This is a genomic window from Streptomyces sp. GESEQ-35, from assembly GCF_017948485.1.
In the GTDB taxonomy this organism is placed as follows: domain Bacteria; phylum Actinomycetota; class Actinomycetes; order Streptomycetales; family Streptomycetaceae; genus Streptomyces.
In genome coordinates this window covers 1-949 of the sequence record NZ_JAFFSX010000087.1, presented here as the reverse complement: position 1 = coordinate 949, position 949 = coordinate 1, and the positions used below count along the sequence as shown (strand labels likewise).

Sequence of the window (949 nt, the reverse complement as noted above, 5' to 3'; positions counted from 1 at the left end):
CCGATCCAGTTGAAGAACTTCACGCCTGTCGGTACGGCGATGAGGAACGTCATGAAGGAGAAGAACGGGAGCAGCACTCCGCCGGTGACGTACATGTGGTGGGCCCACACCGTCACGGACAGACCCGCGATCGCGATGGTCGCGCCGATCAGGCCCATGTAGCCGAACATCGGCTTGCGGGAGAAGACCGGGATGACCTCGGAAATGATGCCGAAGAACGGCAGCGCGATGATGTACACCTCTGGATGGCCGAAGAACCAGAAGAGGTGTTGCCACAGCAGGGCGCCGCCATTGGCGGAGTCGAAGACATGCGCCCCGAATTTTCGGTCAGCCTCCAGGGCGAACAGCGCGGCCGCGAGGACCGGGAAGGCCAGCAGCACCAGGACACCGGTCAGCAGCACGTTCCACACGAAGATCGGCATGCGGAACATCGTCATGCCCGGGGCGCGCATGCAGATGATGGTGGTGATGAAGTTGACCGCGCCGAGGATGGTGCCGAAGCCGGAGAAGGCCAGGCCCATGATCCACAGGTCGGCGCCGATGCCCGGCGAGCGGACCGCGTCCGACAGCGGGGAGTAGGCGAACCAGCCGAAGTCGGCCGCGCCGGAGGGGGTGAGGAAGCCGCCCACCGCGATCGTCGAGCCGAACAGGTACAGCCAGTAGGCGAACATGTTCAGCCGCGGGAACGCCACGTCGGGCGCGCCGATCTGAAGCGGCATGATCCAGTTCGTGAAGCCGGCGAACAGCGGCGTCGCGAACATCAGCAGCATGATCGTGCCGTGCATCGTGAACGCCTGGTTGAACTGCTCGTTCGACATGATCTGAAGGCCCGGACGGGCCAGCTCGGCGCGCATGAACAGCGCCATCACGCCACCGATGCAGAAGAACGCGAACGACGTGACGAGGTACAGCGTTCCGATCGTCTTGTGGTCAGTGGTCGTCAGCCACT

At 64.0% G+C, this 949-nt stretch carries 1 protein-coding gene; it reads right to left on the bottom strand.

What is annotated here, in order from left to right; genetic code table 11:
* A partial coding sequence (locus KCH87_RS48450) for a cbb3-type cytochrome c oxidase subunit I (RefSeq protein WP_210594462.1) occupies positions 1 to 949 on the bottom strand: 949 nt, incomplete at both ends.